Source organism: Chryseobacterium endophyticum (assembly GCF_056333165.1).
The window spans coordinates 151,432-177,532 of sequence record NZ_JBWGXE010000004.1 but is presented as its reverse complement, the minus strand read 5'-3'; the positions used below and the strand labels follow the sequence as shown (position 1 = coordinate 177,532).

At 38.7% G+C, this 26,101-nt stretch carries 23 protein-coding genes; 14 read left to right on the top strand and 9 right to left on the bottom strand.

Annotated features, from left to right (window positions below; translation table 11 throughout):
• Positions 1-62: 62 nt before the first annotated feature.
• Entirely contained in the window at positions 63-1,190 is a 1,128-nt protein-coding gene (locus tag AC0N32_RS11155) for a DegT/DnrJ/EryC1/StrS family aminotransferase (protein WP_476393936.1), read from the top strand.
• A gap of 118 nt (positions 1,191-1,308) precedes the next feature.
• Here the strand turns inward: AC0N32_RS11155 and AC0N32_RS11150 are convergent, their stop codons facing one another.
• Positions 1,309-1,485 (bottom strand): hypothetical protein, encoded by a 177-nt coding sequence (locus AC0N32_RS11150; RefSeq protein WP_476393935.1) that lies wholly within the window; start codon positions 1,483-1,485, stop codon positions 1,309-1,311.
• Between the two features lie 214 nt (positions 1,486-1,699).
• Between AC0N32_RS11150 and AC0N32_RS11145 the strand changes: the two genes are divergently transcribed.
• From AC0N32_RS11145 to AC0N32_RS11135, 3 genes are read left to right on the top strand one after another with little or no spacing between them, the layout of a single operon-like run.
• Positions 1,700-2,287, top strand: coding sequence for a transposase (locus tag AC0N32_RS11145; RefSeq protein ID WP_476393934.1), 588 nt, complete (start codon positions 1,700-1,702; stop codon positions 2,285-2,287).
• Between the two features lie 24 nt (positions 2,288-2,311).
• Entirely contained in the window at positions 2,312-3,334 is a 1,023-nt protein-coding gene (gene galE, locus AC0N32_RS11140) for a UDP-glucose 4-epimerase GalE (protein WP_476393933.1), read from the top strand.
• Between the two features lie 22 nt (positions 3,335-3,356).
• Positions 3,357-3,818, top strand: coding sequence for an adenylyltransferase/cytidyltransferase family protein (locus tag AC0N32_RS11135; protein WP_476393932.1), 462 nt, complete (start codon positions 3,357-3,359; stop codon positions 3,816-3,818).
• Positions 3,819-3,868: 50 nt separating this feature from the next.
• Here AC0N32_RS11135 and AC0N32_RS11130 read toward each other — a convergent pair whose 3' ends face one another.
• The 5 genes from AC0N32_RS11130 to pnuC form a co-directional block, all read right to left on the bottom strand.
• Positions 3,869-6,490, bottom strand: a complete 2,622-nt coding sequence (locus tag AC0N32_RS11130) for a TonB-dependent receptor domain-containing protein (protein WP_476393931.1) — start codon at positions 6,488-6,490, stop codon at positions 3,869-3,871.
• Positions 6,491-6,658: 168 nt separating this feature from the next.
• Entirely contained in the window at positions 6,659-7,684 is a 1,026-nt protein-coding gene (gene mltG, locus AC0N32_RS11125) for an endolytic transglycosylase MltG (RefSeq protein WP_476393930.1), read from the bottom strand.
• Between the two features lie 22 nt (positions 7,685-7,706).
• Positions 7,707-8,474: a diaminopimelate epimerase gene (gene dapF / locus AC0N32_RS11120; protein ID WP_476393929.1), complete on the bottom strand. Its 768-nt coding sequence runs from the start codon at positions 8,472-8,474 to the stop codon at positions 7,707-7,709.
• Positions 8,475-8,571: 97 nt separating this feature from the next.
• Positions 8,572-9,195 carry a hypothetical protein gene (locus AC0N32_RS11115; protein WP_476393928.1) on the bottom strand — a complete coding sequence of 208 codons (624 nt, stop codon included), beginning with the start codon at positions 9,193-9,195 and terminating at the stop codon, positions 8,572-8,574.
• 7 nt (positions 9,196-9,202) lie between these two features.
• Entirely contained in the window at positions 9,203-9,868 is a 666-nt protein-coding gene (pnuC, locus tag AC0N32_RS11110) for a nicotinamide riboside transporter PnuC (RefSeq protein WP_476394158.1), read from the bottom strand.
• A 164-nt stretch (positions 9,869-10,032) separates the two neighbouring features.
• On the opposite strand from pnuC, the gene AC0N32_RS11105 reads away from it, so the two are divergent.
• The 3 genes from AC0N32_RS11105 (at position 10,033) to hemN (ending at position 14,203) form a co-directional block, all read left to right on the top strand.
• On the top strand, positions 10,033-11,553 hold the full coding sequence (locus tag AC0N32_RS11105) for an APC family permease (protein ID WP_476393927.1): 1,521 nt from the start codon (positions 10,033-10,035) through the stop codon (positions 11,551-11,553).
• A gap of 58 nt (positions 11,554-11,611) precedes the next feature.
• Positions 11,612-12,658, top strand: a complete 1,047-nt coding sequence (locus AC0N32_RS11100; protein WP_476393926.1) for a WD40/YVTN/BNR-like repeat-containing protein — start codon at positions 11,612-11,614, stop codon at positions 12,656-12,658.
• Between the two features lie 186 nt (positions 12,659-12,844).
• Positions 12,845-14,203, top strand: coding sequence for an oxygen-independent coproporphyrinogen III oxidase (gene hemN / locus AC0N32_RS11095; RefSeq protein ID WP_476393925.1), 1,359 nt, complete (start codon positions 12,845-12,847; stop codon positions 14,201-14,203).
• 368 nt (positions 14,204-14,571) lie between these two features.
• On the opposite strand, the gene AC0N32_RS11090 is transcribed toward hemN, so the two are convergent.
• Positions 14,572-15,933, bottom strand: a complete 1,362-nt coding sequence (locus AC0N32_RS11090) for a PQQ-dependent sugar dehydrogenase (protein WP_476393924.1) — start codon at positions 15,931-15,933, stop codon at positions 14,572-14,574.
• Between the two features lie 215 nt (positions 15,934-16,148).
• Here AC0N32_RS11090 and secD point away from each other — a divergent pair, with 215 nt between their 5' ends.
• From secD to AC0N32_RS11065, 5 genes are all read left to right on the top strand, one after another.
• Positions 16,149-19,058 (top strand): protein translocase subunit SecD, encoded by a 2,910-nt coding sequence (secD, locus tag AC0N32_RS11085; RefSeq protein ID WP_476393923.1) that lies wholly within the window; start codon positions 16,149-16,151, stop codon positions 19,056-19,058.
• Positions 19,059-19,301: 243 nt separating this feature from the next.
• Positions 19,302-20,534, top strand: coding sequence for a TCR/Tet family MFS transporter (locus AC0N32_RS11080; RefSeq protein WP_476393922.1), 1,233 nt, complete (start codon positions 19,302-19,304; stop codon positions 20,532-20,534).
• Between the two features lie 80 nt (positions 20,535-20,614).
• Positions 20,615-20,953, top strand: a complete 339-nt coding sequence (locus AC0N32_RS11075) for a Sec-independent protein translocase subunit TatA/TatB (RefSeq protein ID WP_476393921.1) — start codon at positions 20,615-20,617, stop codon at positions 20,951-20,953.
• A 1-nt stretch (position 20,954) separates the two neighbouring features.
• Positions 20,955-21,521 (top strand): phosphatase PAP2 family protein, encoded by a 567-nt coding sequence (locus tag AC0N32_RS11070; RefSeq protein WP_476393920.1) that lies wholly within the window; start codon positions 20,955-20,957, stop codon positions 21,519-21,521.
• Positions 21,518-22,333: a tetratricopeptide repeat protein gene (locus tag AC0N32_RS11065; protein WP_476393919.1), complete on the top strand. Its 816-nt coding sequence runs from the start codon at positions 21,518-21,520 to the stop codon at positions 22,331-22,333. The genes AC0N32_RS11070 and AC0N32_RS11065 overlap by 4 nt, the downstream gene beginning before the upstream one ends.
• A gap of 1 nt (position 22,334) precedes the next feature.
• Here the strand turns inward: AC0N32_RS11065 and rlmH are convergent, their stop codons facing one another.
• Positions 22,335-22,808, bottom strand: coding sequence for a 23S rRNA (pseudouridine(1915)-N(3))-methyltransferase RlmH (gene rlmH / locus AC0N32_RS11060; protein ID WP_476393918.1), 474 nt, complete (start codon positions 22,806-22,808; stop codon positions 22,335-22,337).
• Positions 22,809-22,925: 117 nt separating this feature from the next.
• Here rlmH and AC0N32_RS11055 point away from each other — a divergent pair, with 117 nt between their 5' ends.
• A complete protein-coding gene (locus AC0N32_RS11055) occupies positions 22,926-23,945 on the top strand; it encodes a DUF4421 family protein (RefSeq protein ID WP_476393917.1) in 1,020 nt (339 codons plus the stop codon).
• A gap of 1 nt (position 23,946) precedes the next feature.
• Complete coding sequence (locus AC0N32_RS11050) at positions 23,947-24,903, top strand: YihY/virulence factor BrkB family protein (protein ID WP_476393916.1); 957 nt, start codon at positions 23,947-23,949, stop codon at positions 24,901-24,903.
• 3 nt (positions 24,904-24,906) lie between these two features.
• Here the strand turns inward: AC0N32_RS11050 and nhaA are convergent, their stop codons facing one another.
• Positions 24,907-26,100 (bottom strand): Na+/H+ antiporter NhaA, encoded by a 1,194-nt coding sequence (nhaA, locus tag AC0N32_RS11045; protein ID WP_476393915.1) that lies wholly within the window; start codon positions 26,098-26,100, stop codon positions 24,907-24,909.
• Between the last annotated feature and the right edge of the window lies 1 nt (position 26,101).

The following is a 26,101-nucleotide window of genomic DNA, read 5'->3' as shown; positions in this document are numbered from 1 at the left end:
ACAAAATCAATAAAATTTTTGGCAGGATTTTAAATTCCTTATTTTTACAGAAATATTTATTTATGAAAAAGATTCAAATGGTTGACTTACAAAGTCAGTATTACAAAATAAAGAATGAAGTAGATAATGCGGTTTTAAATGTAATGGATTCAGCGGCTTTCATCAACGGCCCTGAGGTAAAGTCATTCCAGAATGAATTAGAGTCTTACTTAGACGTAAAACATGTTATTCCTTGCGCCAATGGTACTGATGCGCTTCAGATCGCTTTAATGTCGCTTGACCTTAAAGAAGGGGATGAGATCATTACCGCAGATTTTACATTTGCAGCCACTGTGGAAGTTATTCACTTGTTAAAGCTGAAATCTGTTCTCGTAGATGTTGACTATGATACTTTCACGATTTCTCCGGAAGCAATTAAAAGAGCCATTACCCCAAGAACAAAAGCCATTATCCCTGTTCATATATTCGGGCAATGTGCCAATATGGAGGAGATTTTAAAGATTGCCGAAGAGCATCAACTATATGTCATCGAAGACAATGCACAGGCTATCGGTGCTGAGTTTACTTTTTCAGACGGAACGGTAAAAAAAGCAGGAACGATGTCTACAGTTGGAACCACTTCTTTCTTTCCCTCAAAAAATTTGGGATGTTACGGAGATGGAGGGGCAATTTTCACCAATAATGATGAGCTGGCGCATCGTTTGAGAGGGATCGTTAACCACGGGATGTATGAAAGGTATTACCATGATGAGGTAGGTGTAAATTCCAGACTTGACAGTGTGCAGGCCGCCATTTTAAGAAAAAAACTCCCTCACCTCGACAATTATAATGAAGCAAGATCCAAAGCGGCAGATTATTATGATGAAGCTTTCGCGGGCCATGAAGGTATTTTAACGCCGAAAAGAGCTGAAAATTCCACTCATGTTTTCCATCAGTATACGTTGAGAGTCCTTAACGGAAAGCGCAATGATCTACAAAAATTCTTAACTGAGAAAGATATTCCTGCCATGATCTATTATCCGGTAGCTTTAAGAAAACAGAAAGCCTATTTCCAGGAAAGCAACGATGCCGATTTTGTGAATACGGATAAATTGCTGGATCAGGTAATTTCCCTGCCGATGCATACCGAGCTTGATGATGAACAGCTGAAGTATATTGCGGATGCGGTGCTGGAGTTTATGGGCAAATAATAGATGAAAAGAAAAGTTTTTAGGTATAAAGCCGTTTACTGGTTTACAATTTTATTAAGCTTCGTTTTAATGATTGCTTCTGGATTTGCATGTTATAACAGAATAATAACAGATTCTTTTAGTGATTTGGAAGAAGTTTTATTTCTTTAACCACATTTTCAATAGCTATCTTATCAACGCTTTCTTTTTTCTCATTAATACTTAAAAATAGAAAATCAGTAGCTTTATTATCAAGTTTATTATTGTTAATGATCATCACGATTTCAATAAGTATATTAATTTCTATTTTTATCATAAAGGATTTTGGTATTAGTAAAACAGATTATTTTGCTGCATTTGCTGTTTATTCTGTTTTATTCGGAGTTTTATATGTCGTTCGCAAATTTAAAGTAGTACAGTATGAAAATATAGATTTAATAGGACAGGAAACTTAGAATAACACTTTGTCAAAGTTGAAAATCTTTGACAAAGTTTTTAACAAAAACACAAAACAAAAAACCAACACAACGATGAAAATAAGAGAAAACCATCTTGAGCCTGGTCGTTTCTACCATATTTTTAACCGCGGAATAAATTCCCGGTTGATCTTTTTAAATGACGAAAACTACCGCTTTTTTCTTCGGAAAGTAACACTGTACGTGATTCCCTATTTTGATATCTATGCTTACTGCCTCATGCCGAATCATTTTCATTTTTTACTGAAGGTAAAAGCCGGAACGAATGTTATTTCATCTTTTAAGAAGGATGGCCTTCATTCTGAAGAATGCTTTTTCAGCAAACAGATTGCAAGACTGATTAGTAGCTACACACAGTCTTTCAATAAAGTCTATCAGCGAAGCGGTCCTCTTTTTGAATCGCCTTTTAAAAGAATACTTGTTGACTCTGAAGATTATCTGAGAAATCTTATTATTTACATCCATCAAAATCCGGAAAATTTCCAAAATTATAAATTTTCATCTTATCTTGCAGCAATTTCTGATACCAGGACAAATATCCAGCGTAATGAGTTGATTGAACTGTTCGGAGATTATGAAAATTTTGTTGAATGTCACAAAAGAGAATTAAACTTAAACTTTGTCAAAGATTTTCAACTTTGACAAAGTCATAAAAAAACATAACAAATGGCAATATTAGTAACGGGAGGTCTCGGATACATCGGTTCCCACACGGTGGTGGAACTTTTGAACAACAACTACGAAGTGGTAATTGTGGATGATTTATCCAACTCTGAGAAATTTATTTTAAAGAATATTGAGGAAATTACAGGAAAGAAACCTGCTTTTTATCCTTTTGACCTGAAAAGGAGAGAGCTTTTGACCCAGGTTTTTGATGCGCATCCGATTGACGGCTGTATCAATTTTGCTGCTTTTAAAGCGGTGGGAGAAAGCCAGCTGAAGCCTGTAGACTATTATGAAAATAATCTTTTTACTCTGATCAACGTTTTGCAGGAATTTAAGGAAAGAGGAATTTCCAATTTTATTTTCAGTTCATCATGTACGGTCTACGGCCAGGCAGATACCATGCCGATTGATGAGAATACCCCTCTTAAAATGCCTGAAAGTGTGTATGGTAAAACAAAGCAAATGGGTGAAGAGATCCTGATAGATTTTGCCAAAGCCTACCACAGAAAGATTTCCCTGTTAAGATATTTTAATCCTATAGGTGCGCATCCTTCGGCTAAAATCGGAGAATTACCCATCGGAATTCCAAATAATTTAGTACCTTATGTTATGCAGACGGCGGCAGGAATCCGGGAAAAGCTCAGTATCTGGGGAAATGATTATCCTACCGAAGACGGAACGGCAGTGCGCGATTATATTTATGTAGTAGACCTTTCAAAAGCCCACGTGGCGGCTTTAAAGAAGCTCATGAAAGACGAATCTGATGTTGCGACAATCGATATTTTCAACCTGGGGACAGGAAAGGGATCTTCCGTTTTGGAGGTGGTAAAGGCTTTTGAAGTTGCTAATGATGTAAAAGTGCCGTACCAGATCTGTGACAGAAGGGAAGGAGATATTACGATTGCGTATGCTAACGCAGATAAGGCACAAAGGGAACTTGATTGGAAATCTGATACTCCTCTGGAAGAAGCATTGAGAACGGTATGGAAATGGCAGAGGTATTTAGATACAAGAACCAATTGAAATTGATATAAAAAATTTAGATATGAAAACAGAAAGAATTGGTATTACGTTTTCTTCTTTCGATCTGCTTCACGCAGGGCATATTAAAATGCTGGAAGAGGCGAAAACAGTCTGTGATTACCTTATTGTAGGTCTGCAGATAGATCCTTCACACGACCGTCCCAATAAAAACAAACCCACGCAGACTATTGTTGAGCGATATATTCAATTAAAAGCAGTAGATGCAGTAGACGAAATCATTCCTTATTATACAGAGCAGGATTTGGAAGATATTCTGAAATCTTTCGTTATTGACGTTAGAATCATAGGAGATGATTATCTTGACAGGGACTTTACCGGTAAAAAATACTGTGAGGAGAAAGGAATTGAAATCTTCTACAATAAAAGAGATCATCGCTTTTCCTCCAGTGACCTTCGAAAAAGAATCTACGAAGCGGAACTCGAAAAGCTGTCCAGAACGGAAGCTGCAGAAGCTGAAAAATAAAAATATCCCGAAGATTTACTTTCGGGATATTTATTTAATGATCAGGGAAATTACATTGGTCCTCCCTGTTGATCGTCTCCTGCTGCATTGGAGTTGATGTCTTTTTTACGCTTAGGCTGGTCGACTTTTTCGCCTTGTTTAAATCGGTAAGTTAAAGAGAGTGAGAATTGTCTTGGCTGCCATTGCATGTATGATTCCCTAACACCTGTAGGGAAATAACCTACGCTTCGCATAGAGCGGGTGTTAAATATATCCTGCATATTGAAAGCAATAGTTCCATTGCCATCCCAGATTGTTTTAGAGGCACCAAGATTTAGAGCATACATTGCTTTCCTATCCTGGCTTGCAGTATTTTGAGGACCTCTATAGAAACCTTGTAGTTGAAAACTAAATGTTTTGTCAACTTTAAAGGTAGCATTTAATCTTGCTCTCGTCGATAGACCGTCTCCTGTGTATGGCTGAATTCTTGTGACGTTATTTCCTTTGATATCAATAGTATTATAACTGAATTCTCCTGTGGTTTTATATCCAAATACACTAAAGCTACCCATTAATTTTAGCCAAGAAAATGGATCAGCGGTTCCATTAAAATCTAAGCCATATTGCTCATTCGTTCCTAAATTGATGGGAGTTGTAAAGAAAACGTTTGTATTTTCATCTTCCTGGTACGATACAATTTTACTATCATCAGTAGTTTTCCTATAGAATAGAGTAGGATTCAAAGTGTATTTTTTCTTGGAAACGCTGTATCCAAATTCAAATGAATCAACATATGAAGGATTAAGATTTACATTTCCTAAGAATATGTTCTGATTATCTGTAATAGAAAAATATGGAATTAAAAACCAAGAACGTGGTCTGTCAATTCTTCTGGAATAATTTAGTAAAAACTGATTATCTTTTCCTAAATCATAACTTAAATATACACTTGGAAATAAATTGTTGTAGTTTTTATTATTATTTATAGAGTTTGTTTTAGGGTCAGTGTCAAGATTTCTATAATCAACTTTTACATTAGATAATTCATCTCTGAGGCCTAGCTGATAGCCAAATTTTCCAATTTTACTACGGAATTGCAAATAAAATGCATTAAATAATTCGTCGTAATTGGTGACATTTGTAAACTTAGGCATTAATGTAAGGGGAAGATTTAAATCAAACGCTTCATTAGCTGTGTTATCATAGAAATTGTTATTACTATCAATTCTGTAACCTGCTTCTAATTTTGAATTTTCACCTATAGGAAGTTCGTAATCAACTTTACCAATTATCGTTTTTGTAAGAGAATATTGCGAGTTATTACTTACTTGATAACTCATTGCTCTATCAATACCTATGATTTCATTAAAATCATCATCATTATCAACATCAAGCTCATCTCTTCTTATTTTGAAATTAGATTCCTGGAAGATGTCTGTATAATTATTACTTCTGTTTCGTTGAAGACTTAATGATACTGATAAATTTTGGCCTTTGTCATCAAATTTGTGATCCCAGCCCAAATCACCCTGTAATGCAAGGTTGGTATTGTTACCATCACTTGTTCTTAAAGTATAAGGATTTGGAAAGGCAGCATAATTATAAAGATAATTATAATTTATTCTGCCATCTGTTTCGTTATCAAAAGTCCGTATTGTTCCTGATAAATTTACAGAGTTTTTATAATCAATATCATAAACAAATCCAGCATTTGCATTGTAATTTTTAGAATAATTTTTATTCTTGGTTTCCTGGTCAGATCTCAATAATTGAAACTCTTGATTCTTATCATAATTCGTATTGCTGTTTCTATTGGTATTCGTGGCTTCATTATAGCCTCCACCACCGTTTAGAAACCATGTCCATTTATTTTTTCTCCAGCTTAGATTTGCATTTAACATTGTTCTCGGCTGGTAACCCAGTGTTCCTACAACGCTTCCATTAAATCCTACTTTTTTGCTTTTCTTCAAAATAATATTCAGAATTCCTGAAGTTCCACTTGCCTCAAACTTTGAAGAAGGGTTTGTTATCACCTCAATTCTTTCAATTTGATCGGCTGGAATACTTTGAAGTGCATTACTTCCTTCAGAAATACCAAGAAGTGCAGAGGGTTTGCCATTAATCAGAAATTTGACATTAGAACTTCCTCTCATAGAAACAGTTCCATCTGTGTCAACTTCTACAGAAGGTACATTTTGAAGCACATCCTGAAGATTTCCTCCTTTACTTACGATGTCCTGGGATGGGTCGTAGGTTCTTTTATCAAGCTCTACCTTGTAAGGTTTTGTGGAAGGTGCAGTGATAACAACGCCCTGGATTTCTCCTGTTTTGATGTTGGTGGCACTTGATTCCGGATCAATGGAAAGTGCCCCGATATTGCCGGCTGCAGCAATTTGTTTGGTAATGACGCTCTTTTTGTAATCGATTGCCTCTACCGTAATGTCATACTGGCCGGGAGTAAGATCAAGCTTGTACTGTCCTTTTTCATCGGTAAGCGTAGCGTCGCTGAACTGTTTGTTTGCTTTATTGCTGAACGTAACCGATGCGTAAGGAACGGGTTGGTTGTTTTTGCTGACGACCGACCCGGAAATACCCACCTTCTCCTGTGCAAAAGCCAAGGCAGCTGCTGAAAGTACAAAAGTAAGCCCTAAGGTTTTTTTTGTAAAAATGTTAATGATTTCCGTCTGATTCATAAGGTATTTTTTTGTGTAAAATCGTGAAAGATTTCTCTTAATATTATGAAATTGTCAATTGGATTTTAATTTCAAATATTAAGCCTAATTTATTATTTGTAATATATATGTCGCTTTTAAAAGCGAAATGTTAATTATTAAATAGTTAAAAAAAAGTTAATATGGTTATTATTTTATGTTTTTTGAATTCAGCCAGTCCTGATAGGCCTTTGCATTGATGGCGTGCTGCTCCGCACTTGCCGTGAATTTGTGGTATCCCAAACGTGCGGGATCTGCACACATAAAAATGTAGTCGTTTTTTTCAGCATTTAAAACCGCATCCACCGAATTTTTATCTACTATGCAGATCGGTCCCGGAGGAATGCCTTTATTAGCGTAGGTGTTATAAGGTGATGGAGTAGACAGATGTTTATAGAAAACTCTTTTGATCTGCTGTTTAAAATTCGTCAGCTTATTGATGGCATAAATTACCGTAGGATCAGACTGAAGCTTCATCCCTTTTCTGTAGCGGTTCAGGTATAATCCAGCGATCGTTCTCATCTCATCTTTCTTGCCTCCGGATTCTTTGTAAACAATAGAAGCCAATGCATAGATCTGATCTCTCGTCAGTCCGGACTGCTGTTCCTTAGCTTTTCTCTCAGTGTTCCAGAATTCATTGTACTGATCGTCGAATTTAGTGAAAAATTCTTCAGGAGTTACCGTCCAGAAAAAATTATACGTATCGATAAAGAAATATTTTTTTAGGTCTTCTGCGCTGTTGTAACCTTTTTCAGAGGCAATGGTGTTAAGGCCGGTTACAAATTTTAAAGAATCCAGTTCTGTTTTTTTTGTGACTTTTCCCAGCATCTGGTAAACATCCCCGAAATCGCCGATCCTGAAGCTGTTTTCACTTTGGTTTCCTGCTTTGATCATGTTGATTAATTTGGCATTTCCCAAACCCTTCTGAAAGTGGTATCTTCCGGGCTTGAAATGTGTTTCCAAATCTTTTTCTTTAGCCACCGCTTCAAACGCTTCGTTGTTATCCACATATTTTGCGGTAGAATCAAGAATCTGTTTAAAGCTTGCGTTATGGGGAATCAGTACATAACCGTCTTTTTTAATGTTGTTCCCGTAATATTTTATATAAAATCTAAAACCAAAAAATCCACCTATCACAAAAACAAGAAGGATAATGATGAGTATAGCTTTTTTCATTTACTATTTGATTAATTTTGTTTTAAATAAGGTCAATTTTGCCTTTAAAAACCTGTTTTGCAGGACCTTCCAGCCATATATTTCTGAAAGCATCTCCATCTTTTTCAGCATATACCTTAAGATTTCCTCCCAAAGTCTTTACCTTAACGGAAATTAGATTATGGTTTTGAAGAAAAGTTAAAGCTGAAGCTGTAACTCCGGTACCACAGCTGTAGGTTTCATCCTCAACGCCACGCTCATACGTTCTTACAAAAATTTCGTCATCATTTACTTTTTCCACAAAATTCACATTAATTCCCTTTTCCATATAATGTTCAGAATTTCTGATGCCGTTGCCTTCTGCGAAAACATTGTAATTAACAAGATCTTCAACATATTTCACATAATGCGGAGATCCGGTATCCATTACCGAATCGTTACCGTCATTAGAGATTGTGTCGACATCAGACATTTTCAGTTTTACAATACCATTATGAATTTCTGCAATATGTTCGCCGTCTATCGCAGTAAATTTGCAGTGGCCTTCAAAAATATCAAGAAAAAAAGCAAAAGCTACCGAGCATCGTGCGCCGTTTCCGCAAAAACTTTTCGAACCGTCTGAGTTATAATAATCCACTTCAAAATCATAACCTTCCGCTGTGTTTATTTTAATCAGTCCGTCTGCACCGATTCCGAAGCGGCGGTCACAAAGTTTCTGAATATGATCGATTGATAGGTCGTTCCATTCCCCGGAGCGGTTGTCGATCATGACGAAATCGTTTCCCGTTCCCTGATATTTATAAAATTCCATATGATAGCTGATTGATTCGAATTTAACATGCAAAATTAGTGCAATTAAAATAAAAAACGAACAGTGTTAGCTGTCCGTTTTCTTATTTATAATCGTTTTACCTAAAACCACCGCTGTTCGTATTCCGGTTGGTGTTTGGCTGGGGCGAGCTCTGCTGGGTTGTGGTTCCGGAATTATTTCTGAACCCTCCGCTGTTGGAATTGGAACCCGGATTGGAGTTGGAAGAATTATTCCTGAAGGTATTGTTTGAACTATTCGACGAGTTGTTTCTGAATCCTCCGTTGTTATTCTGGTTTTTCGGAGTACTGCTCTGCTGTGGGCTTCTGAATCCGCCGCTGCTTGATCGCTGGCCATTATCAGTTCTGCCGCTGTTTCTGAACCCTCCGTTGTTTCCGTTTCCTCTGAAACCGTTGTTGGGTCTTGCAGAAGCGGTTCCGCCATCGGATCTTCTTTCAACATAGACTTTTCTTCTCGTGTTGTTGTAGTTCTGATAGTAGTATGGGATTCCGTTATCATAGTAATAATTCATATTATTCCTGTAATAATATCCGTCATTTCCCCAATATCCTCCGCTACCGTAATATCCCTGCGGTGCGTAATAATATCCGTTATCATAATAAGGATCTCCGTATGCATTTGCATAAGGATCCGCGTACGCTGTACATGAAGCTAAACTTGCTATGGTGACAACGCTGAATGCTATTTTTAATAAATTTTTCATGACTTTCTCAAACTTTTTTTCTTAAACTTTTTTTCCAGGTGATAAAGCCCTGGATGGCCATTATAGTAAATACCAAATATTGAACCGAAGTGATTCCAAGACCTTTATAAATCATCATGGGAATGCAGATGAAATCCCCGATGATCCAGAAGATCCAGTTTTCGATGCGTCTTTTGGCCATGAACCACATGCCGACCAGAAATACGGAAGTGGTGACAACATCCAGCCAGTTTCCCCAGTCGAGATGATAAAGACCTAAAGTAACCCTATCCATCGAAAACTGATTATCGATATACGGTTTATAATAGTATACTCCACTTACTAAGATTAAACTTAATGCAAAAAGTAAAATCGCGTAACCCCATTCTTTTTTGGTGGCCCAGGTAACATCGACGTGAATATGGTCGTCTGAGCTCTTTGCCCACAGTATCCATCCGTAAATGCTCATGACAGTATAATATACATTGATCATGCAGTCTCCCAGTAAGCCGAAATTAAAGAGAATGTAAACATATAGAAGAGTGGAAATGATTCCTGTCGGGTAAACCCAGATATTTTTTTTAATAGAAAAATAAACACTTAAAATTCCGAATACGCTGGCAAAGGCTTCCAGGAAAATCTCAAATGTAGTGTAGGTTTCGTAGGGCTTTACGAAAAGATCGTATAAATTCATGACTTCAAAAATACTCAAAAATTAAGACAGTTTAAATGATTTAAATAATATGGAAATCAGTTTTTTATATTTCTTTATCTAAAATAAATGATGAAAATCTATTAATAAACGTTAAGGTTTGTAAAATTTTTATATTTTCGTAAATCTTTAATAAATAATAAAATATGTCTAAAATTTGGACCAAGAAACCGATGAGTGCTTTCGAAAATGATATGAAAAGCAGTCAGCTCAAAAGAGTACTCGGTAAATGGAGTCTTACAGCTATCGGGATCGGAGCTATTATTGGTGGGGGAATTTTCGTACTTACAGGTACCGGAGCTTACTACCATGCCGGACCCGCATTGGCTATTTCTTTTATCATTGCGGGAATTGCCTGTATTTTCGCAGCATTATGTTATTCTGAGTTTGCCTCCATACTTCCTGTAGAAGGGTCTGCCTATGCCTACGCCTACGGAACGGTAGGAGAGATCTTTGCCTGGATCATCGGGTGGGGACTTATCCTCGAATACGCAATGGGATCGATGACGGTGGCGGTTTCCTGGTCGGGATATTTTAATAAACTTTTGAAAATGTTCGGGATTCATCTTCCGGATTATCTTACTTCAGATCCTGCCAGTTATGCGGGAGAAGGTTTTTCTATGAATTTGCCGGCTTTTCTTATTGTTTTATTTGTGATCGGTATCCTGATCAAAGGAACAAAAGAAGCTGCCAAAACCAATAACCTTATTGTGATCATGAAAGTTTCTGCCGTTCTTTTTGTTATTATTGCAGGGGTTTTCTTTATCAATACTTCAAACTGGGATCCTTTTATTCCTGCACAGAAAATGGTAATGGAAGGAGATAAAATGAAAGAAGCCTATGGCATTCAGGGGATTGTGTCCGGAGCGGCTGCAATCTTTTTTGCTTATATAGGGTTTGATGCCGTATCTACCCAGGCGGGAGAAGCGATTAATCCTAAAAAAGACGTTCCTTTTGCGATTATCGTTTCGCTTTTGGTATGTACGTTTTTGTATATTTTAGTATCTCTTGTGCTTACAGGAATGATGCATTATTCAGATTTTGATCCGCAGGGTAAATATCCTGACGCAATCAAAGCACCCGTAGCCTACGCCTTTGAAATTGCAGGGCAGGGCTGGGCCGGATATATTATCACGATTGCAGCAACCGTAGGTCTGGTTTCCGTTTTAATGGTAATGATTATGGGACAGTCGAGAATTTTCTTGGGAATGTCTAAAGATGGCCTGATCCCTAAGTTATTCAGTGACGTACATCCCGTAAGGAAAACGCCTGCTAAAAGTTTAATGCTATTGGGAATCGTAATTGCAACCATCGCTGCTCTAACGCCGATCAGTAAGCTGGCAGACATGACAAGTTTCGGGACGCTTTTCGCTTTCACAATGGTGTGTGTAGCGGTTTGGATCCTTAGAAAAAAAGAACCTCATTTACCAAGAACATTCAAAGTACCGGCATTACCAGTGATTGCAACTTTGGGAATCTGCATCAACGTATACCTGATCTGGAACCTGAGCCACGAAGCAAAATACCTTTCCTTAGGATGGCTTGTACTGGGTGTTTTGATCTATTTCACCTACAGTCTTAAGAACAGTAAGCTTCATAAAGTTGGTTATGGCGAAACTTTCAAAGCAGAGCAGGAGCCTTTAGATAAACCTGATTTAGATTTATAATTAAAAATATATATCAACAAAAACCACAGCATGCTGTGGTTTTTATATTTTTGTGAATATGAAAAAAGCCTTATTATTTTTATTTCTATTTGTCGGTATTTCTGCATTTTCTCAAAAGATAGAAAGCTTTAAAAATATTTTAAACGATAAAATCAGCATCAGGGCATTAGAAATATACGACAATAAAGTCTGGTACAGCGGTACGGATTCGAAATTCGGCTTTGTGGATTTTAAAAATCCTGGAAATCAAAAGCAGATCAGATTATCTGAAAAGAAATTACAATTCAGGACGTTAGCACAGAATAAAAATGCTTTTTATGCTGTAAATATCGAGAGTCCTGCTGAGTTTTTCAGAGTAGATAAGAAGGATCTCAGTATACATAATATTTATACGGATACTTTAAAAACAGCCTTTTATGATACATTTGTTTTTGCAGATGAAGAAATGGGTTTAGCTTTGAGTGATCCCGACAAGGATCATAACATGAGATTGGAAATGCCACTGATCTCAGCCCATAGAATCTATGATTTTAATGAAACCAGGACAAAAGATAAAAAGGAGTTTGTAAAGTTTAATGAAGGAGAAGCGGCCTTTGCGGCAAGTAATACCAATATTGCGACTTATAAAACCCAATTCTGGATAGCCACAGGAGGAAAAGTGTCAAGAATCATAAAAGGTGATTTCGGATCCTTGGAATTAAGTATCTACAATACGCCTTTCATCCAGGGAGAATCTTCTCAAGGAATTTATTCCATCGATTTTTATGAAGATAAATTCGGGATTGCTGTCGGCGGAGATTACACCAGGCAGGAAGCCAATATCAACAATATCGCCACCACGAAAGACGGCGGCAAAACCTGGCAGATTCAGGCATCAGGGAAAAATGCGGGCTATATGACCTGTGTAAAGATAAAGCCTGGTTCCAAAGGAAAAGAGATCATTTCTGTGGGAGATCAACACATCAGCTATTCCTCAGACTTCGGGAAAACCTGGAAGAAAATTTCGGATGAAAAAGGTTTTTATGTATGCAGGTGGATTGATGGAAATACCGTTGTATTCGCAGGCAAGGACAAGATTTCTTTAATGAAGTTAAGCTTTAAATAAAAGAATATCCTCGAACGAAGAGAAATTCGCTATGCCAATGAAATTTAACGGAAAAATCAAAAGCAATTGGATTGATTTAAATTTGCACAAAACAGGCTAATATATTTCATGGTTAAAAATTCATCAGTTATGCGTAATTTTGTATTATGAAACTTGATGCAAGTTCATTAAAATTTTAAATCAATAATGAATTCTTTAATAGATAAATATAATATTCCCGGTCCGCGTTACACCTCTTATCCTACCGTTCCGTATTGGGATGAAAGCAGTTTTTCTCCCGAACGGTGGAAGCAGAGTGTAATCCGAACGTTTAAGGAATCCAATGCAGAGGAAGGAATCTCCATTTATATCCATTTGCCTTTTTGTGAGGCGCTCTGTACGTTTTGTGCCTGTCATAAACGGATTACCAAGCAGCACAGTGTAGAAATTCCCTATCTGGAAAGTGTTTTGAAAGAATGGCAGCTTTATCTTAATCTGTTTAACGAAAAGCCGAAACTGAAGGAACTACACCTTGGAGGAGGGACCCCGACTTTCTTTTCGCCACAGAATCTTAAAACCTTACTGGAAGGTATTTTCGAAACGGTTGATATTGCCGGAGATCAGGAGTTTTCTTTTGAAGGACATCCCAATAATACGACGAGGGAACATCTTCAGACCTTATATGATCTTGGATTCAGAAGAGTAAGCTTCGGCGTGCAGGATTATGATTTAAAAGTTCAGAAAGCCATCAACAGGATTCAGCCTTTCGAAAATGTAAAGCAGGTGACCGAATGGGCCAGGGAAATCGGGTACAGAGGCATCAGCCATGATCTCGTGTTTGGTCTTCCGCACCAGACCTGGGAAGCGATGGAATATACCATCCGCAAAACGATGGAACTGAAGCCCGACAGGCTGGCTTTTTATTCTTATGCCCACGTCCCTTGGGTAAAAGGGGTCGGGCAGAGAGGTTTTGATGAAAACGACCTTCCGAGCGGCGAAGAAAAACGAAGACTGTATGAAGATGGTAAAAAATTACTTGAAGATCTGGGATATATCGAAGTCGGGATGGATCATTTCTCGCTTGCGCATGACGATCTCTACCAGTCTCTGATTCAGAAGAAGCTGCATAGGAATTTTATGGGCTATACATCCAGCAAAACCCAGCTGATGGTCGGCCTGGGGATGTCTGCTATTTCAGATTCCTGGTATGCTTTTGCCCAGAATGTAAAAACGGTGGAAGAATACCAGAAAATCGTCGAAGAAGGGGAGATTCCGGTGGTGAAAGGCCATATCCTTAATGAAGAAGACCTTCTGGTACGAAGACATATTCTTAATCTGATGTGTCAGCTGGAAACCACTTTCGATCTCAATAACGCATTTCCTGAATTGCAGAATGCCTTTGAGATGTTAAAAGAAATGGAAAAGGACGAACTGGTTGAAATTCATGACAGCCGGATCAGCATAACGGAGAAGGGAAGAGCCTTTACCAGGAATGTGGCGATGGTATTCGACCTTAGAATGATGAGAAACAAACCCGAAACAAGGATTTTCTCCATGACCATCTAATATAAACAACATTAAAAAATAGGCTTAAAATGTTTCTGTCCGAATCCTCAGGCAGAAGCATTTTTTTTTAAACTGGCGCGTCCGGAAATGATCATCCGCATCAATCTCAAAATTTATCAAGGTAATTTCGGAAAATCATCAAGGTAATTTCTGTAAATCATCAAGATAATTTCTGTAAATCATCAAGATAATTTTGGAAACTCATCAAGGTAATTTCGGAAAGTTATCAAGATAATTTCGGAAAGTTATCAAGGTAATTTCAGAAAATCATCAAGATGAATTTTTAAAGTCATTCGGATTAAGTTTTAAAGCAAAATTAAACTCCGGCTGAAATACCGGAGCTTAAAGGATTATGGATGTTGATTTGTTTATTTAATGATGAGCTTTTTACTGTAAGCTTTCTGATTTCCGGAATTGAGGTTGATGAAATAAACGCCGCTCGGAATCCCAGAAATATTGATCCCGTTGTCGCTTTCAATTTTTGCCTGTTCCAGAACTTTTCTTCCTTCGGTATTTACAATTTCCACCGTTGTATTTTTATCCTTTATTCCTTCAATAAAAACTCTTTTAGAGGCAGGATTAGGATAAATCTTTATCGGAGATGATAGCTCGCTGTCGTTCGTTGCCAGTGAAGAGGTCGTCACCCTGAATATCTTACCGTTATTCACTGCTGCTACGAAAAGCTCATTCTGATTGTTGATTCCGAAAGTGGCAAAGTTGTTTCCGGAAAAAGCAGGGGTCCAGGTAATAGAGTCGTCGTTATTAAGGATCCCGATCTGGGTAGAGCAATAGTCGGCAAAGATGTATTTTCCCTGCAGAGCGGGATATTGCGTTCCCCGGTACACATATCCTCCGGTGATGGAACATTTTCCACCCGAATGATCGTAGGCGGCTACCGGGAACGTCATGGTAGACTGTGCCGCACAGCCCGATGTATTGTACGAGTCATTCCCTTCGTAGCATCTCCATCCGTAATTGATTCCGGCCTGTGTCAAGGGCATTCCGTTGATCTCCTCGATCTGTCCCTGGCCCACATCCGCAATCATGACATTTCCCGAAACCGTGTCGAAATTGAATTTCCAGGCATTTCTCAGACCGTAAGCCCAGATCTCGTCGGCTCCGTCGGCACCTACAAAAGGATTGTCAGGCGGTATATTGTACGGCCCTGTGGAGTTGATATCGAGTCTCAGCATCTTTCCCAGGAGAGAATTTTTATTTTGGGCATTATTGTTGGGATCTCCACCGCTTCCTCCGTCTCCTGTTACGATCCAAAGATATCCGTCAGGTGCAAAATGAATGCTTCCTCCATTATGGTTGGCAAAAGGTTTGGGCTGATTTAAAATAATTTTTTCAGTGGCCGCATCGGCAACATCCGCATTGGAGCTTCGGGTATACCTTGCAACAGTAATATTTCCGCTGGTATCGTTATAATACACAAAAAAATACCCATTGGTAGCATATTGCGGATGAAAGGCAAGTCCCAGCAGGCCTCTTTCGCCGCCGTAGGTGATCTTTGAGCTGATATTCAGGAAATTTGTGGCGTTGACCGTTCCGTTCGGCTGCACGATTTTGATGATTCCGTTTTGCTGAACGACAAACATTCTGCTGTCATTGGCATTCACGATTTCCACAGGAGCCGTGAATCCCGTTGCAAATTCTTCAAGGTTAATGCTTTGCGCATTAAACAAGGTTGCAGAAAGAAGGCCTGCACAAAAAAGTAGATTTTTCATAATATTTTGATATTTAATGTATTAAATCAGAATGAAAATTTCGTACCATTAAATCATTACAAAATTCATTACAATACCACGAAAAAATTATTAAATCTTAAATAAAAATAAGATTGCCGATATATCTGAAAATAAATGATTTCTGTTGTTAAAAATTCCTAAAATTGAAGAAAATGATTATATTTGCCGACTTAATTTAACGTAGTTATAACAAAATGCAAGGAAAAGGACTTATTACAATTGTTGCTATTGTACTAGGGTTGATTTGCTTAAATGAGCTATTACCAACATGGTACGCCAGCAAAATTGAAAAGCAGGCGACTGCTATTGCAGGAGACAATCAGGAGAAGTATAACAAAGAAATCGCAAGACTTTCTAAGGATACACTGAATCTTGGATTCACAAAACTTTATTACACCAAAGCCAGAGACAAGGAAATGAAGCTTGGTCTAGACCTTAAAGGCGGGATCAACGTTCTTTTGGAGATCAACCAGAGAGACCTGGTAAACGATCTTACCAATTATTCCACCAACCCTGTTCTTATTGAGGCTTTGAACAAAACCGATGAAGTTCAGAAGAATTCCACAAAACCTTACATCGACAATTTCTTTGAGCAGTTCGATGCAATCAACAAGGCAAAAGGCACCAACCTGAAGCTGGCCGATCCGGAAATCTTCGGAAATACCGCGCTTACCGAGGTGAAGTACAACACGCCTGATGAGCAGGTAAAAAGTATTGTAAAAAGAAAAATCGATGCTTCTGTAGGAACTGCCTATGAAGTAATCAGAACCAGGATCGACAAAATGGGTGCTGTGCAGCCAAACGTTCAGAGAGTGCCGGGTACGGCAAGAATCTCAGTGGAAATGCCGGGGATGAAGGACATCGATAAAGTGAAAAAGATGCTTCAGACTTCTGCAAAACTTCAGTTCTGGGAAGTACAGCAGGTTCCTGAAATAGCGCCTTATTTCCAAAGCTTAACCGCAGCTGTTGCTGCAAAAGGTGATTCCATGGGGGTTGCGAAAACAACCAACTTCATGAACCTTTTACATATTGATAAACTGAGAACCAATGGTGTTGCCAATGTGAAGCTGTCTGATACCGCCGCTGTTAATAAAATTTTAAACAGCAAAGTAGCACAGTCTTTACGTCCGGCCAACATTAAATATACCCAATTCATGTGGGGATACAAGCCTGAAGCAACCGACGCGGAAAGCCTTGTATTGTACGCTATCAGAGGAAATATCAACCAAAAAGCCCCTGTAGACGGTGCCGTTGAAACAGCAAGCATCGGCTATGATGAACTGAGCAGAATAGTGGTAGACATGCAGATGGATTCCAAAGGAGCCAAAGAATGGAAAACCCTGACGGAGAAAAACGTAGGAAAACCAGTTGCTGTAACCCTTGATAACAGAGTGTATACTGCACCGAATGTGGTGGGTGCTATCCCTAACGGTAGAACGCAGATCTCAGGAAACTTCTCTCAGGAAGAAGCCAAAGAACTGGTAGATGTATTGGGAGCAGGAAAATTACCGGCCGGTGCCAAAGTAGTTCAGGCTACGGTAGTAGGACCTTCATTGGGTCAGGAATCGATCAACGCCGGGATGATCTCATTCGGTATCGCATTCCTTCTGATTATCGTTTATATCATTTTCTATTACGGAGGAGCGGGTGTTTATGCAGTGATTGCCATGATCATCAACTTATTCTATATTTTCGGAATTATGGATTCCGTGGATGCTACCCTTACACTTCCGGGGATCGCGGGTATCGTACTGACTATGGCCATGGCGGTGGATACCAACGTTATTATCTATGAAAGAACAAAAGAAGAACTTTTCGCCGGCAAAAGCATTCTGGAAGCCTATAAAGACGGTTTCAAACATGCATTGAACGCGATTGTCGACGGTCACTTGACGACATTGCTTACCGCAGGGGTACTTTTCCTTTTCGGAACAGGACCGATCAAAGGTTTCGCCTTAACACTGGGAATCGGTATCCTGATGACTTTCTTCACTTCGGTACTGATCTCAAGGGTCATGATCTTCTCAAGACTTAATAAAGGAAAACACCTTTCCGTATGGACTGGGGCAACGAAAAATCTTTTCAGAAATACCTGGATCGATTTTATCGGGAAAAGAAAATATGCATACATCGTTTCCGGGATCTTAACGGTAATTTCTATCGCATCGATTGCCATCCACGGATTCAAATACGGGATCGACTTTACCGGTGGTAGAAACTATATCGTAAGATTCGATAAACCGGTCAATGCTGAAGATGTTGAAGCCAATCTTGTGAAAATGTTCCAGACTGAAGACGGTAAGAACTCTTCTGTGGAAGCGAAAACATTCGGGAACGACAAGCAGCTGAAAATTTCTACGGATTACCTGATCGATGACGAATCGCTGAAAGCAGATCAGACGGTTGAGAAAAAGCTTTACGAAGGCCTGAAATCAAGCTTACCGGCCAATATGACAATGAATGCATTTAAATCTGCTGACAAAGACCATGCGGGAATTATTTCTTCCGAAAAAGTAGGTCCTACGGTGGCTGATGATATTCAGAAGCATGGTATTCTTGCGGTTGTTGCAGCTTTGGCAGGTATCTTTATCTATATCCTTGTGCGATTCAGAAAGTGGCAGTTTTCACTTGGGGCTGTTGCAGCATTATTCCACGATGCGGTTATTATTTTAGGAACGTATTCGTTACTTCACAAATACATGCCGTTCAATATGGAGATCAACCAGGATTTTGTGGCGGCGATCCTTACCGTATTAGGATATTCAATCAACGATACCGTAATCATCTTCGACAGAATCAGGGAATACTTAAGAGAGAAGAAGTCTTTAACCCTTGCCGGATTATTTGATGATTCTATTTCAAGTACGTTGGGTAGAACTTTCAACACGTCATTTACAACGATCCTTGTGATTTTAGCGATCTTCATTTTCGGTGGGGATAACTTAAGAGGATTTATGTTTGCGATGTTGATCGGTATCGGATTTGGTACGTACTCATCGATCTTTATTGCATCGGCGATCGCTTACGACTTCCTGAAAACAGGTAAGGAGGAAGAAGTTCACGGTAAGTCGACTTCAGATAAGGAAGTCCTTGCTTCAAAATAAAGTTTACTACAATAAATAAGAGAAAGCCTTTCATTAATGAGAGGCTTTTTTAGTTTATAAAGTTTAATGGTAGTTTAATGCTTTTTTTCTCCGCTTTTAATTTTTTCTTCGTTTTTTTGCCAATGGTCGGTTCCGTATGGTTCAATGATGAATTTTTCCATTATCATTAATAATTGACTCCCTTAGCAAAATTGCCAATTGACAATTCAAACTAATCTCCGATTTCACTATTTTTGCAACATTATGGAAAACTCAAGAAAGAAAGCCGCGATGAGCTTTATATTCATTACTCTGTTAATCGATATTACAGGATGGGGAATCATCATTCCGGTAGTTCCCAAACTGATAGAGGAGCTTATCCACAGCGATATCAGTGAAGCCGCAAAATATGGCGGATGGCTTGGGTTTGCCTATGCTTTTACGCAATTTATTTTTTCTCCGGTGGTCGGGAATCTGAGTGACAAGTTCGGGAGAAGACCGATTATACTGATTTCACTGTTCGGATTTGCGATAGATTACATTTTGCTGGCTTTGGCACCGACAATACTATGGCTGTTTATCGGAAGGGTTATCGCCGGGATCACCGGAGCAAGTGTGACCACCGCAAGTGCTTACATCGCCGATATTTCAACGGATGAAGACCGTGCGAAGAATTTCGGACTGATCGGTGCTGCTTTCGGACTTGGATTTATCATCGGACCTGTCGTAGGCGGTCTCTTAGGGCATTATGGAGCGCGTGTTCCGTTTTATGCTGCCGCTGTACTGTGTTTGCTGAATTTCCTGTATGGATATTTCATCCTTCCCGAAAGTTTAGATAAAGATAAAAGAAGGGAATTCAGCTGGAAGAGAGCAAATCCTATTGGCTCTTTTAAGTTCCTGGGAAAGCATCCTGAAATTTCCGGATTGATTGTTTCTTTAATACTAATTTATATCGCGGGACATGCTGTTCAGAGCAACTGGAGCTTTTTTACCATGTATAAATTCAACTGGACCGAAAGAATGGTCGGAATCTCTCTAGGGGTTGTGGGCTTGCTGGTAGGTCTTGTCCAGGGCGGGCTCATCAGATATACCACGCCTAAACTTGGTGAACAGAAAAGTATTTATTACGGACTTACGCTGTATGCAATTGGAATGTTATTATTTGCTTTTGCAACCGAAGGGTGGATGATGTTTGTCTTTTTAGTGCCTTACTGCCTCGGGGGAATCTGCGGTCCGGCTCTTCAGTCGGTGATCACGAAAAGTGTGCCTTCTAATGAGCAGGGCGCATTGCAGGGCGCACTGACCAGCCTTATGAGCGCTACATCGATCATCGGCCCGCCCATGATGACGAATTTGTTTTACTTTTTCACCCATGATAAGGCTCCGTTCAGATTTTCAGGGGCGCCCTTCTTTTTGGCTTTCATTTTAATGGCCGTAAGCGTAATCATTACGTATTTGAATTTCAGTAAGAAAAAAATCAATACCAAAGAAATTTAAGAACCCGTCCGGAAGCTTAATATTTTATTAAAACTAAATATTAAGTATTCAGATTCACATATCTTTTGTAATTTTGTGCTATGGAACTAAGCATTGGAGAAATGGCGCTGATTGCTGTGGCAATCGTAGTATTATTCGGACCGGATAAACTTCCTCAAATTGCCCGCGATCTGGGTGCAGGGGTAAGGAAAATGCGTGGGGCAGTGGAAGACATCAAAACGGAAATTATGAAAGAGACGGATAATCCTGTTTCTGAGATCAAACGTGAGATTGAAAAAGTAAAAGATGCTGCAAAGGATTTTAATCCGATGAAAGATGTTCAGGAGAATATTCTTACCGATCCCAAGACTTCAGAAGAACTTCCAAAACCCAAGCCTTCTTCAGAGGATGAAACCTACGAAGGCCCTGTAAGCAGATAATATGGAGGAAATTATTCAGGAAGACAAGAAACTTTTTCTGTTTCTCAACAATTTGGGAGACTCATCTTTCGATCAGTTCTGGATGCTGATTTCAAGTACCTGGATCTGGGTTCCGCTTTACATTATTTTCCTTTATTTCTTATTTAAAAATTACAAACTAAGATCATTAGTTTTTATTCTGATATTTGTTGCAATCGGTGTGACGGTTTCTGATCAGGTCGCCGGCATCTTCAAACATGGCGTAGAACGGTTAAGGCCTTGTCATGATCCATCTTTAGAGCATTACATGAGGATTGTAAAATGTGGCGGACAGTTCGGGTTTTATTCTGCCCATGCTTCCAATACATTCTTTTTGGCAACTTATTTAAGTATTTTGTTAAAAAAGAAGCTTAAATGGTTTCCTTATGTTATATTTGTGTGGGCGGCAGTAGTATCTTACAGCCGTATATATTTAGGAGTGCATTTCCCGGTAGATATTTTGGTGGGGGCGTTTGTTGGAACTTTATTGGGGGTGATATTTGCTGCACTCGCAAAAAAAGTAATCAACAAACAGAATATAACCTCATGAAAAAACATTTACTCTTTTTAAGCTTAGTGCTTGCAACATCGTCTCTGAATGCCCAGGATAAAAAAAATGCCGAAGAATGCTTTCAGAAAGCAGACTATAAGTGTGCTGAAGAAGAATATTCAAAACTTGTGCAGACCGAGAAAATCCAGAAATTAAAATCCGAATATTATAATTACCTCGGAACTTCCCAAAGAAGACTGGGCAAGACAAATTCTGCCTTCAAATCTTACGAATCGGCGCTGAAAGCCAATCCCATGTCTGCTGCCGTATATGCAAATTTAGGCTCTATTCACGGCCAGAAAGGGAATAAACAGGCTGCGCTGGAATACCTTAATCAAGGGCTGAAACTGGAGCCGGAGAATGCCGATATGTATCTTACGCGGGCTAAGGTCTATGAAAATTTGGGTAAAAAAGATTTAGCCGCCAAAGACCTGAGCCAGATCCTAAGTTTTGCTCCGGATAATATTTATGCCAGAACGGGATTGGCGAATCTAAAAAAGAACAGCGGTGATCTGGAAGGCGCCCTTAAAGATTACAATCAGCTGATTTCCGAAAAACCGGAATCTCTCCTGTACACCGGAAGGGGAGATGTTTATTTTAAATTAAAGAAAAACAAAGAGGCTCTTGCTGATGTCAACAAAGCCATTTCCATAGATCCTAAATTTTCCCAGGCGCACGTCAATAAGGCGCTGATCTTATTTGAAACCGCAAAGCCGAAAGAAGCCTGCGCAAGTCTTGATAAGGCGGTAAGCTTAGGGTATGAAAAACCTCTGCTGCTGGAATATTATTCTAAATGTGAGATCAGGAAATAACCTAATCGTTATGATAAGGTTTGCCCTGTAAAATCTGGTCTGCACGATACAGTTGTTCCACGATGAAAAGTCGGATCATCTGGTGGGTAAAAGTCATTTTTGAAAGTGAGATTTTTTCATTTGCCCTGGCGTAGATCTCATCTGAAAATCCATAGGCACCGCCAATCAGAAGATGAATTTTTTTTACGGAAGAATTCATCCATGTATCAATTTTCTGTGAAAATTCACGGCTGGTAAACTGTTTTCCTTTTTCATCAAGAATCATGACGAGATCGGTTTTATCGATGGTATTCATAAACAGTTTGGCCTCTTCCTTCTTCAGCAGATCGGGAGACAGATTTCTTGCATTTTTCACATCAGGAATTTCTGTAATTTCAAAATTCCAGTGTTTTGGAAGTCTTTTTAAATAGTAATTAATTAAAGAAGTTATCTCCTTATCATCCGTTTTTCCGATACAAAGCAAGTTAATCTGCATTTTTTTTCTTAAATTATACTTCAAAGATATTCATAAATAAAGAAAAGTCATCATCACATAGTTCCACTGTTCAAGCAAAGTCTAAAAAAAGTATTATTTTTGTACCACACCAGACCGATGAAAGTAATAAATCTGCCTTTTTTATGTTTCTTTTTTCCGTTAATTTCTTTCGCACAGGAAAGTAATGATGAAAAGGCTGATCAATATCTGCAGGAAGACCGCCACAAAATTGCGGTAGTTGGCGGATTGAGCTATCTTCACAATTCGTTTGGTTTGCTTTACGAAGGCAAAGTATTCCGTTTAAGGCCTAATGATGCTTTTTATACTGAGTTTTTTCTAAGATACCGATGGCTTGATATCAGTTTTTCCTTTGCACCGAAGTTTACCCATATCAATAACGATGATCCAGAAAAAGGGGAATCAAAATATTTCAACTTCGGATTTACTTTCTTCCTTACCGAAAAGATCAGGCAGTATCTCTATTTCAGCCAGGTCAAAGGACTGTATTTCCAGGATACAAAAGAATTTATGAAGGCTTTTTATGGCAATGATTATAATGAAGAAGGGTACCTGCAGTTTCCGGATGCGAAATACCGTTCTTTTAAAGGAGAGACAACATACCTTTGGATGGGAAATAAAACAGATTACAGAAGCTTTAATAACATGACGTATCAGCCATTAAAAGATGTTTTTGTGGTGAGTACAGGTCTTTTTTATCAGTACAATATTCTGAACAATACCAACAAAACGGTTTACCAGGGCGAGACTTTTATATTGAATGATGATTCTCCTTCCAAGGATCTTAGGATTGCTTTAAGATCGGGTGGCGGTGTTCAAAAGAAGATTTATAATAATTGGTACGCGATTGTAGAAGCTTACCCGGAATTTTATTATGCACAGCTGATGGATGAGAATTTCCATGAATATAATGTGGGTCTTTTTTCAAACGCGAGAATAGGTTATGACAACGGAAAATGGTTTTTCGGCGGCGGTGCACAGGTGAACTGGATCAACAGTTCCAACGAAAATTTTTACTCCACCACGCAATGGCTGTTCAGGGCAGGAATTGGTTTTCGTTTTAATTCTCCTACATTTGTAAACAGAAACTTTGACAAAATAGATAATATTTTAAAATAATATGGGACTGAAACTTCCGAAATTTTTAGTAAAAGTTCACGATTTTTTTGATGACATCCATATTCCTCTTTTGGGAATATCGGTTTGGCAGATGTTTCAGATTTATATCAGGGGGATTTTTAAAGATAAAATCGGCAGGAAAGCAGCCGCCATATCATGGAGCTTTACGATCAGTTTATTTCCGTTTATTCTTTTTATACTCTCTGTAATTCCCTATATGCCTCATTATGAGAAGCTTCATTTTTACATATTTGATGTTCTGATGCATAATGTTTTCCCGTCCAATATGGAAGGAGATGTACGGAATTATATTGAAGAAAGCATTATTCCCAACATGAAGGGAATCAGTAATTTAACCATTGTTCTGGCTTTGGTATTCGCGACAAACGGGACGTTTTCCCTGATCAACGGATTCAATGAAAACACGAAGGAAAAAATGAGTGATGTCAAAGAGTTTATTCTGTCCTTTTTCATTACCATCGGCTTTGTGCTGATTGTTTTTCTTGCGCTTTTCGGAATATATTATTCTGAAATTGTGCTGAAGCAGTTTACTCCGGTTTATGATGTTTCGTGGCTGGTAGATAATCTTTCGAAGATCATTGGTTTTGTTTCTTTTCCTCTGTTTTATTTCATCCTTTTGACGCTCTTTTACTGGCTGGGAACGGTGAGGATTACCAGATTCAGACAAGCTATACCGGGAGCGATTCTTACAACGGTTCTGTTTGTGGTGACCACTTATTTTTTCGCGTTATACGTTAAAAATATTGCCCGTTACAATGTGCTCTACGGCTCCATAGGAAGTATGATTCTTCTGATGGTTTGGGTTAATGTGAATGTCTACCTTCTCCTTTTTGGAAATGAACTGAATATGGCGATCAGAAAGGTGAGAATGGAAAAACTGTTGTCCGACGAACTGAAACGGTCCAGAAGTCAGAATCCTGATCCTGAAAAGCAATAAATATTAAATGATATTGCTTTCTTCCTCTTCTTCAGAATAGCTTTTGCCTGAGCTTAATTTTAAGATCAGATATCCTGAAACACCAGCGAGAAAAGAAGCTATTAAGATGGCAAATTTTGCCTCATTCTGAATTTCAATTTCATTTTTAAAAGAGAGAAGTGCTATGAAAATCGACATGGTGAAACCGATACCCGCAAGAAAACCCACCCCCAGCATCTGTTTCCACGAACTGTTCTGAGGAAGCGAACTTAATTTTAATTTTATCGCAATTAAAGAAAATAAGTTGATTCCGATCAGTTTTCCTAACACAAGTCCGCAGATAATTCCCAAGCCTAAGGTGCTGGTAAGACCGGAAACCATCTCATTGTTAAAAGTAATATTGGTATTGGTAAGCGCAAATATAGGCATGATTAAAAATCCTACCGGAAAATGAAGCTGATGCTCAAGTTTTTCCAGAGGAGAGATTTCCGTATCTGAAATATTCGTCGGAATGGAAAATGCCAGTAAAACTCCCGCAATCGTCGCATGGATCCCCGAATGATGAAGGAAATACCATAAACATATTCCCGGAATAAGATAAAAAATAATTTTGGTAACCTTTAAAAAGTTTAAAGCAAATAATAAAACGGTTACCCCCAAAGAAAGCAATAGGTACATCCAGTGGATTTGCTCGGTATAAAATATGGCAATAACCAAAATAGCACCCAGATCATCTACAATCGCCAGAGCGGCTAAAAATATTTTAATGGAGTTTGGTACTTTTTTTCCCAACAGTGAAATAATGGCCAGCGAAAAAGCGATATCCGTCGCCATAGGAATTCCCCAGCCATTGCCATACGTTGTCCCTGAATTGAAAAAGGTATAAATGACAGCCGGAACAATCATTCCGCCGACAGCAGCAAAAATAGGAAGCGAGGCATTTTTGAAAGATGAAAGCTCACCTTCTATTATTTCCCTTTTGATCTCGAGCCCTACCAAAAGGAAGAAGACAGCCATGAGCCCGTCGTTGATCCATATACTGACCGGATATTTCAGTCCTAGTATGTCGGTTCCGGTTTCCTGGTCCAAAACTCTCTGGAAGGATTCCGCCAGAGAAGAATTGGCTATGACTAATGAAATTAATACGCAGAAAATCAGAATAATTCCCGAAGCCTGGTTGCTGCTGAAAAACTTTTTAAAGTACTTTGTAAGATTCATA

Excerpts from the sequence above, each read along its gene's own strand:
- AC0N32_RS11155 (WP_476393936.1), top strand. The coding sequence starts at position 63 with ATGAAAAAGATTCAAATGGTTGACTTACAAAGTCAGTATTACAAAATA.
- hemN (WP_476393925.1), top strand. The coding sequence starts at position 12,845 with ATGAATTCTTTAATAGATAAATATAATATTCCCGGTCCGCGTTACACC.
- AC0N32_RS11070 (WP_476393920.1), top strand. The coding sequence starts at position 20,955 with ATGGAGGAAATTATTCAGGAAGACAAGAAACTTTTTCTGTTTCTCAAC.
- nhaA (WP_476393915.1), bottom strand. The coding sequence starts at position 26,100 with ATGAATCTTACAAAGTACTTTAAAAAGTTTTTCAGCAGCAACCAGGCT.
- dapF (WP_476393929.1), bottom strand. The coding sequence starts at position 8,474 with ATGGAATTTTATAAATATCAGGGAACGGGAAACGATTTCGTCATGATC.
- AC0N32_RS11100 (WP_476393926.1), top strand. The coding sequence starts at position 11,612 with ATGAAAAAAGCCTTATTATTTTTATTTCTATTTGTCGGTATTTCTGCA.
- AC0N32_RS11130 (WP_476393931.1), bottom strand. The coding sequence starts at position 6,490 with ATGAATCAGACGGAAATCATTAACATTTTTACAAAAAAAACCTTAGGG.
- AC0N32_RS11115 (WP_476393928.1), bottom strand. The coding sequence starts at position 9,195 with ATGAAAAATTTATTAAAAATAGCATTCAGCGTTGTCACCATAGCAAGT.
- AC0N32_RS11135 (WP_476393932.1), top strand. The coding sequence starts at position 3,357 with ATGAAAACAGAAAGAATTGGTATTACGTTTTCTTCTTTCGATCTGCTT.
- AC0N32_RS11090 (WP_476393924.1), bottom strand. The coding sequence starts at position 15,933 with ATGAAAAATCTACTTTTTTGTGCAGGCCTTCTTTCTGCAACCTTGTTT.
- AC0N32_RS11050 (WP_476393916.1), top strand. The coding sequence starts at position 23,947 with ATGGGACTGAAACTTCCGAAATTTTTAGTAAAAGTTCACGATTTTTTT.
- AC0N32_RS11065 (WP_476393919.1), top strand. The coding sequence starts at position 21,518 with ATGAAAAAACATTTACTCTTTTTAAGCTTAGTGCTTGCAACATCGTCT.
- rlmH (WP_476393918.1), bottom strand. The coding sequence starts at position 22,808 with ATGCAGATTAACTTGCTTTGTATCGGAAAAACGGATGATAAGGAGATA.
- AC0N32_RS11105 (WP_476393927.1), top strand. The coding sequence starts at position 10,033 with ATGTCTAAAATTTGGACCAAGAAACCGATGAGTGCTTTCGAAAATGAT.
- galE (WP_476393933.1), top strand. The coding sequence starts at position 2,312 with ATGGCAATATTAGTAACGGGAGGTCTCGGATACATCGGTTCCCACACG.
- AC0N32_RS11145 (WP_476393934.1), top strand. The coding sequence starts at position 1,700 with ATGAAAATAAGAGAAAACCATCTTGAGCCTGGTCGTTTCTACCATATT.
- pnuC (WP_476394158.1), bottom strand. The coding sequence starts at position 9,868 with ATGAATTTATACGATCTTTTCGTAAAGCCCTACGAAACCTACACTACA.
- AC0N32_RS11075 (WP_476393921.1), top strand. The coding sequence starts at position 20,615 with ATGGAACTAAGCATTGGAGAAATGGCGCTGATTGCTGTGGCAATCGTA.
- mltG (WP_476393930.1), bottom strand. The coding sequence starts at position 7,684 with ATGAAAAAAGCTATACTCATCATTATCCTTCTTGTTTTTGTGATAGGT.
- AC0N32_RS11055 (WP_476393917.1), top strand. The coding sequence starts at position 22,926 with ATGAAAGTAATAAATCTGCCTTTTTTATGTTTCTTTTTTCCGTTAATT.
- secD (WP_476393923.1), top strand. The coding sequence starts at position 16,149 with ATGCAAGGAAAAGGACTTATTACAATTGTTGCTATTGTACTAGGGTTG.
- AC0N32_RS11150 (WP_476393935.1), bottom strand. The coding sequence starts at position 1,485 with ATGATAAAAATAGAAATTAATATACTTATTGAAATCGTGATGATCATT.
- AC0N32_RS11080 (WP_476393922.1), top strand. The coding sequence starts at position 19,302 with ATGGAAAACTCAAGAAAGAAAGCCGCGATGAGCTTTATATTCATTACT.